The sequence below is a fragment of the Sphingomonas sp. genome, from assembly GCF_025353885.1.
Classification (GTDB): Bacteria; Pseudomonadota; Alphaproteobacteria; order Sphingomonadales; family Sphingomonadaceae; genus Sphingomonas_O.
Genome location: NZ_JANXNX010000005.1, coordinates 92981 through 99334, shown reverse-complemented (window position 1 = coordinate 99334; position 6354 = coordinate 92981). Strand labels below are relative to the sequence as shown.

The window sequence follows — 6354 nt, the reverse complement described above, 5'->3', positions numbered from 1 at the left end:
ATTGAGAAGGAGCGCCCCGATGCCGTCCTGCCGACGATGGGCGGGCAGACGGCGCTGAACACGGCGCTCGCGCTGTTCAACGACGGCACGCTGGCGAAATACGGCGTCGAGATGATCGGTGCGGATGCCACGGCGATCGACAAGGCCGAGGACCGGCTGAAGTTCCGGCAGGCGATGGACAAGATCGGCCTGGAAAGCCCGCGTTCGGACGTGGCGCATACGCTGGACGAGGCGCTGGCGGCGCTTGAAAACGTGGGGCTGCCCGCAATCATCCGTCCCAGCTTCACGATGGGCGGCACCGGCGGCGGTATTGCCTATAACAAGGACGAGTTTGTCCAGATCGTGACCGGCGGCCTTGATGCTTCGCCCACCACCGAAGTGTTGATCGAGGAATCAGTGCTCGGCTGGAAAGAATATGAAATGGAAGTCGTTCGCGACCGCAACGACAATTGCATCATCATCTGTTCGATCGAGAATATCGATCCCATGGGCGTCCATACCGGCGACAGTATCACGGTCGCGCCCGCGCTGACGCTGACCGACAAAGAATTTCAGATCATGCGAAACGCAAGCGTCGCTTGCCTGCGTGAAATTGGTGTTGAAACAGGCGGTTCCAACGTGCAGTTCGCGGTCGATCCGAAGGACGGGCGGCTGGTGGTGATCGAAATGAACCCGCGCGTTTCGCGGTCGTCGGCGCTGGCGTCCAAGGCGACGGGCTTTCCGATTGCGAAGGTCGCTGCGCTGCTGGCGGTCGGTTACACGCTGGACGAGGTTCAGAACGACATTACCGGCGCAACACCGGCTTCGTTCGAACCGACCATCGATTACGTTGTTACCAAAATCCCGCGCTTTGCCTTTGAGAAATTCAAGGGCGCCGAGCCGCTGCTGTCGACGGCCATGAAAAGCGTTGGCGAAGTTATGGCGATCGGGCGCAATATCCATGAATCGCTGCAAAAGGCTTTGCGCGGGCTGGAGACCGGTCTGTCCGGCCTGAACTTCATCGACACGCTGGTTGGTGCTTCCAGAGATGACATTATTGCCGAACTGTCGCGCGCCACGCCCGACCGGTTGCTGGTCGCCGCACAGGCGTTGCGTGAGGGCTTCACCGTTGCTGAGGTGCACGCGATCGCCAGGTTCGACCCCTGGTTTCTGGAACGTTTGGAGGAGATCATTGCCGCCGAACGCGAGGTCATGACCGACGGCCTGCCCCGCGATGCGGCGGCGATGCGTCGCCTGAAGTCGATGGGTTTTTCGGACAAGCGACTGGCTTTCCTCGCCCTGCAATCGGCCAATCTGCGCGGGATGGAACGCGGCATTGCGCGTGGGTCGGGGCTGATCCACGACGCGGTCAAGGCGATGACCGGCGGCATCACGGAGGAAGAGGTGCGCGCGTTGCGGCACAAGCTGGGCGTGCGCCCCGTGTTCAAGCGGATCGACACCTGCGCCGCCGAGTTCAAGGCCAAGACACCCTATATGTACTCGACCTACGAAGCGCCGACGTTTGGCGAACCCGAGTGCGAGAGTGATCCCACCGACCGCGAGAAGATCGTCATTCTTGGTGGCGGACCGAACCGGATCGGGCAGGGAATTGAATTCGACTATTGCTGCTGCCACGCCTGTTTCGCGCTGTCCGATGCGGGTTATGAGACCATCATGGTCAACTGCAACCCGGAGACGGTCTCGACCGACTATGACACGTCCGACCGCCTTTATTTCGAGCCACTGACGGCTGAGGACGTGCTCGAAATCCTGCATGTCGAGCAGAAGAATGGCACGCTGAAGGGCGTGATCGTCCAGTTCGGCGGACAGACGCCCCTCAACCTCGCGCGCGCGTTGGAGACCGCCGGGATTCCGATCCTCGGCACATCGCCTGCCGCCATCGACCTTGCCGAGGACCGCGAGCAGTTCGCCGACCTCATCAACAAGCTTGGCTTGAAGCAACCGGAAAACGGGCTGGCGCGAAACCGCGACGAAGCGGTCGCGGTGGCCGAGCGGATCGGTTACCCGGTGCTGATGCGTCCCAGCTTCGTACTCGGTGGCCGCGCCATGGAGATTGTCGATACGACGGCACAGCTCGACCACTATATCGCGACCGCCGTCCAGGTTTCAGGCGACGCGCCGGTGCTGATCGACCGTTACTTGCGCGACGCCGTTGAAGTCGATGTCGATGCGATTGCTGACGGCGTGGACGTCGTGGTCGCTGGCATCCTTCAGCATATCGAAGAAGCCGGTGTCCATTCCGGTGATTCGGCGTGCAGCTTGCCGCCCTATAGCCTCAGCCCCGAGATCGTCACGGAAATCGCCCGCCAGACCGACGTGCTGGCCCGCGCTCTGTCTGTAAAGGGACTGATGAACATCCAGTTCGCGGTCAAGGACGGCGCGGTCTTTATCATCGAGGTCAACCCGCGCGCCTCACGGACAGTGCCGTTCGTGGCCAAGGCAATTGGTTCGCCCATTGCCAAGATCGCGGCGCGGGTGATGGCAGGGGAAATGCTGAGCGACTTGCCAAAAATCGATCGCGACATTCCGTATATCGCGGTGAAGGAAGCGGTTTTCCCGTTCGCGCGCTTCGCCGGGGTCGATCCGGTGCTCAGTCCCGAAATGAAGTCGACCGGCGAAGTCATGGGCATCGACGACGATTTTGCCACCGCTTTTGCTAAGGCACAGCTCGGGGCCGGGGTGACCTTGCCACAATCGGGCAGGGTGTTCGTGTCGGTCAAGGAGACCGACAAGCCGGTCATCCTGGCTGCCGTGCGGCAACTTACAGCCCTGGGTTTCACCATCGCAGCGACAACGGGCACGGCAAAATATCTGGAATCCGAAGGATTGACGGTTGAGCACGTTAATAAGGTGGCCGAAGGCCGCCCCCATATCGTCGACCGGATCAAGGACGGCAATATCGCAATGATCTTCAACACCACCGAAGGCCAGCAATCGCTGAAAGACAGCGAAAGCATCCGACGATCGGCGCTGATGAGCAAGGTTCCGTCCTTCACCACCGCGCAGGCATCTGTCGCGGCAGTACAGGCAATTGCTGCTTTACGGGGTCGCGGACTTGAAGTGCGGACGCTGCAATCTTATCATCTACGGCTCGCAAGCTGAAACTCCGGGCAGCTTGAACGGGTGGGTGTGCGGTTGGTCCGGGCTAGAATTAAACAGGGACTGTGACGTTTATGGCAACTGCCGAAAAGATGCCGATGCTGATCGAAGGGCAACGGATGCTGATTGCGGACTTGTCTCGCCTCAAGGCTGAGCGTCCTGACATCATCGACTCGATCGAGGAAGCCCGTGCGCACGGTGATCTATCTGAGAACGCCGAGTATCACGCTGCCAAGGAACGCCAGGGCCAGGTCGAAGCGATGATTGGTGACATCGAGGATCGCCTGTCGCGCGCCGTAGTTATCGATCCGACAACATTGTCCGGGGACAAGATCGTGTTCGGGGCGACGGTAACTTTGCTCGATGAGGACGAAAAACCGGTCAAGTACCAGATTGTCGGCCAGACAGAGGCCGATGCGAAATCGGGCCGGATATCGTACAATTCGCCGCTGGGTCGTGCTCTTATCGGACGCAAGGTCGATGAAGATGTCGAAGTTACCGTACCGGCGGGTGATAAATATTATCAGGTCTCTAAAATAGAGTTCATCTGATGTTGGCTCCGCACCGAACGGCGCGGGTCACCTATATGCTCGCCATCGTGACCGGACTTGCCTGGATCGTTGTGCAAGTGACCGGGGCGGAAGCCTGGGTAGCTGAGCAGGCAGGTTTCATTCCGCTTCGTTTTGCTAGTTCAAACTCGGGCTTCGTCGTTCCCAATTGGCTGACCCCGTTCACCGCGACCGTGGTCCACGGGGACCTGATGCACGTGACATTCAACCTTATCATGCTGGTCTATTGCGGGCGTGCGGTCGAACAGGTGCTTGGTGCCGTGCCGCTGGTCGCGCTGTATCTTGCTGGCGCTGTCGCGTCGGCCTTTGCGCAATATCTCGTTGATCCCAGTTCGCCGGTGCCGATGATTGGTGCAAGCGGGGCGATATCGGCGGTGCTAGCCGTTTATGCACTGTTGTTCAGCCGCAACGAAGTGAAGGCGCTGGGGCCTATTCCCGCGCACTGGGTTCGCGCTTTGTGGCTGGCACTGGCGTGGACCGGGGTCCAATGGCTGCTGAGCTTTGCGACGTCGCGGGGCAGTTACCAGATTGCCACAGCGGCCCATGTTGGCGGCTTCCTGGTTGGGCTCGCACTGGCGCGTCCCTTGCTCGCCTGGCGGTATCGCCACGCCTAACCCATGACCGCGGTTCTTAGCGGTCAGGCGTCAGGCGCAATCGCATCGGGTTCAAGCAATTTGTGCAGATGGACGACAACGAAACGCATTTCGGCATCATCCACCGTCCGCTGGGCCGCACTCCGCCAAGCTTTTTCAGCCGACTTATAGTCGGGAAAGATACCAACTGTCTGGATCGTCGCCGGATCGAAATCGAGAAAGCGCGGATCCTTGACCCGTCCGCCGAATACCAGATGAAGTTTGCTCATACCGCCTTCCGTAGCGGCATGAGCGTGGTGTTCAAGGTGGAGTTATGCCGCTGGCGACTTTTCCTGGACGCCTTCGGTGGGGTGAAGCGCTTCTTTTGCGGCTCCGTTCGCTGCCAGAACAGCTTTGACAATACTGCCAAGCAACGCGCCCGCTCCCGTGCTGGTAGCCGCGGCGGTCAGGCCGCGTGCAGTCAACTGTTCCGCTCCGGCCTCTTTCGCCGCCGAGAATGCCCCATCGACCGCGCCGCGTACCCTATCACCCAAGGGACCAAGCGCCTGCAGCTCGCGGGCCGAATTAGGGATGAGAGCAGCCGCGACTGCACCGACTGCGATTGCGCCTGCAAGCGCGGTGAGCGGTGCATTGTCGACAGCATGGGCCCCCGCCTCGTAGGCTGCGGTCGCCTGCTGCCGAACGGCCTCGGCACCATCTCCAATCGCCTTGCGAGCGACGTCGACCGGCTTGGCTTTCGGTTTCCGCTTCACTTCCGACGAACCGCGAGTGGTGCCGACGTTTGAGCGCTGTGAATCAGTCATGGAAACTACCTCTACTTCGATAAGAGTCTGCGGGTGAACGCTCTATCGGCTCTCATGTTGCATCACGATCAACTTTAGCTCGAGCAAGCCAAACGCGCAGACCCACGGCAATCCCAAATGCCGCCAAGCCGCCAAACGACAGGGCAGGGCGATTGCGAATCGTCGTCGTGGTGTCGTTGCGTAACTGATTTGCCCGACCGACTAAGTTCTCAGCGGCTTCCGCAACGATCACGCGCGGATCGGCGCGGCGACGGATTTCGGCCAGCGTCGCCATAAATTGCGCTCTCGATCTGACCGCATTGCGTTCGGCATATTTAACCAGCAGATCGGCCTCGTTTCTCATGGCGTTGCCTCTGGCTTCAAAAGTGTAGCAACGCGCGCGCGACCGATCATGACACAGACGATGATCAGGATAACCGTCGACACTGTGACCGACAACACCGCCCACCCCATACCCAGCCTGGGGGCGAGGATCAGAATAAGTCCGACCAGAATTGCCACCAGCAGCGCCTGCGTCAGCATGATTGCGGCACCAACTAGTCCTACAACCAAACCTGCCGAAAACGCCTTGCGCGTCGCCTGCGCGCGGTAAAGCGATACTTCCGCGCGAATGAACGCCTCGCCCTCCTCGATCAGCCGGGAAAACAGGGCACCAAGGCTCGGCCGAGAAGGTTCTTCGACCAGAGGCGCTATGCCGTCGTTCTGTTGTCCCGACATCAAAGTCAGGCGTCGCGGTCGGTCGAGCCAATCTTGACGAGACGCGTCAGCAAGAAGCCGACGGCGGCCGCTGCTCCAAGGGCAACGACAGGACTCTTGCGGACAAACGCCTTGGTATCGGCAATTATGGCATCGACGTCCTTGCCTTGGAGCGAAGTCGCAAAGTCCGAAACGCTGGTCGAGGCCCGTCGCGCATAGTCGCCGTAATTCCCGCCCAGACGGTCATCAACAGCTTTGGCTGCATCTTCGGCCAGTCGCGAAAGGCCACCGAGCGCGTCCGCCGCCTTGTCTTTTCCCTGCGTCGCGGCGTTGCGCGCCACTTCAGCGGCCTCGTCGACCAATCCCGCCGCCTGTGCTTTGACCTTGGCAAAAGTTCCGGTTGCGCCACTGCTGGTCGCCGTCCCGCTGCTCGCAGGCGAGCCGGTACCGACGTTAATGTCACTGGCCGACGCTGCAACGCGCTTGCGGGGTGTTTTATTAGAGGTATCGGAGGAATTTGTATCGGCCATCGTCGGTACTTCCTTCATGGAATGGGTCTTATCGGGCTGAAACCGGCAAGCGGCACGCTGGGTT

The 6354-nt window shown here is 60.4% G+C and carries 8 protein-coding genes; 3 read left to right on the top strand and 5 right to left on the bottom strand.

Going from position 1 to position 6354, the window contains the following annotated elements; genetic code table 11:
• The 3 genes from carB to Q0R02_RS00740 all read left to right on the top strand — a co-directional run.
• Nucleotides 1-3102, top strand: a 3102-nt coding sequence (carB, locus tag Q0R02_RS00750; protein ID WP_293879949.1) for a carbamoyl-phosphate synthase large subunit, incomplete at its 5' end; no start/stop codon positions are given.
• 71 nt (nt 3103-3173) lie between these two features.
• Entirely contained in the window at nt 3174-3650 is a 477-nt protein-coding gene (greA, locus tag Q0R02_RS00745; protein WP_293879947.1) for a transcription elongation factor GreA, read from the top strand.
• On the top strand, nt 3650-4282 hold the full coding sequence (locus Q0R02_RS00740; RefSeq protein ID WP_293879945.1) for a rhomboid family intramembrane serine protease: 633 nt from the start codon (nt 3650-3652) through the stop codon (nt 4280-4282). Before greA ends, Q0R02_RS00740 begins: the two co-directional genes overlap by 1 nt.
• 23 nt (nt 4283-4305) lie before the next feature.
• On the opposite strand, the gene Q0R02_RS00735 is transcribed toward Q0R02_RS00740, so the two are convergent.
• The 5 genes from Q0R02_RS00735 to Q0R02_RS00715 form a co-directional block, all read right to left on the bottom strand.
• Nucleotides 4306-4530, bottom strand: coding sequence for a DUF4170 domain-containing protein (locus tag Q0R02_RS00735; RefSeq protein ID WP_293879943.1), 225 nt, complete (start codon nt 4528-4530; stop codon nt 4306-4308).
• Between the two features lie 42 nt (nt 4531-4572).
• Nucleotides 4573-5064 (bottom strand): hypothetical protein, encoded by a 492-nt coding sequence (locus tag Q0R02_RS00730; protein WP_293879941.1) that lies wholly within the window; start codon nt 5062-5064, stop codon nt 4573-4575.
• Nucleotides 5065-5116: 52 nt separating this feature from the next.
• A complete protein-coding gene (locus Q0R02_RS00725) occupies nt 5117-5338 on the bottom strand; it encodes a hypothetical protein (protein ID WP_293879939.1) in 222 nt (73 codons plus the stop codon).
• A 65-nt stretch (nt 5339-5403) separates the two neighbouring features.
• A complete protein-coding gene (locus Q0R02_RS00720) occupies nt 5404-5781 on the bottom strand; it encodes a phage holin family protein (protein ID WP_293879937.1) in 378 nt (125 codons plus the stop codon).
• Nucleotides 5782-5786: 5 nt separating this feature from the next.
• Nucleotides 5787-6290: a hypothetical protein gene (locus tag Q0R02_RS00715; protein ID WP_293879935.1), complete on the bottom strand. Its 504-nt coding sequence runs from the start codon at nt 6288-6290 to the stop codon at nt 5787-5789.
• Between the last annotated feature and the right edge of the window lie 64 nt (nt 6291-6354).

Bases quoted from the DNA above. Each gene is read 5' to 3' on its own strand.
- greA (WP_293879947.1), top strand. From the start codon at position 3,174: ATGGCAACTGCCGAAAAGATGCCGATGCTGATCGAAGGGCAACGGATG.
- Q0R02_RS00740 (WP_293879945.1), top strand. From the start codon at position 3,650: ATGTTGGCTCCGCACCGAACGGCGCGGGTCACCTATATGCTCGCCATC.
- Q0R02_RS00735 (WP_293879943.1), bottom strand. From the start codon at position 4,530: ATGAGCAAACTTCATCTGGTATTCGGCGGACGGGTCAAGGATCCGCGC.
- Q0R02_RS00730 (WP_293879941.1), bottom strand. From the start codon at position 5,064: ATGACTGATTCACAGCGCTCAAACGTCGGCACCACTCGCGGTTCGTCG.
- Q0R02_RS00725 (WP_293879939.1), bottom strand. From the start codon at position 5,338: ATGGCGACGCTGGCCGAAATCCGTCGCCGCGCCGATCCGCGCGTGATC.
- Q0R02_RS00720 (WP_293879937.1), bottom strand. From the start codon at position 5,781: ATGTCGGGACAACAGAACGACGGCATAGCGCCTCTGGTCGAAGAACCT.
- Q0R02_RS00715 (WP_293879935.1), bottom strand. From the start codon at position 6,290: ATGGCCGATACAAATTCCTCCGATACCTCTAATAAAACACCCCGCAAG.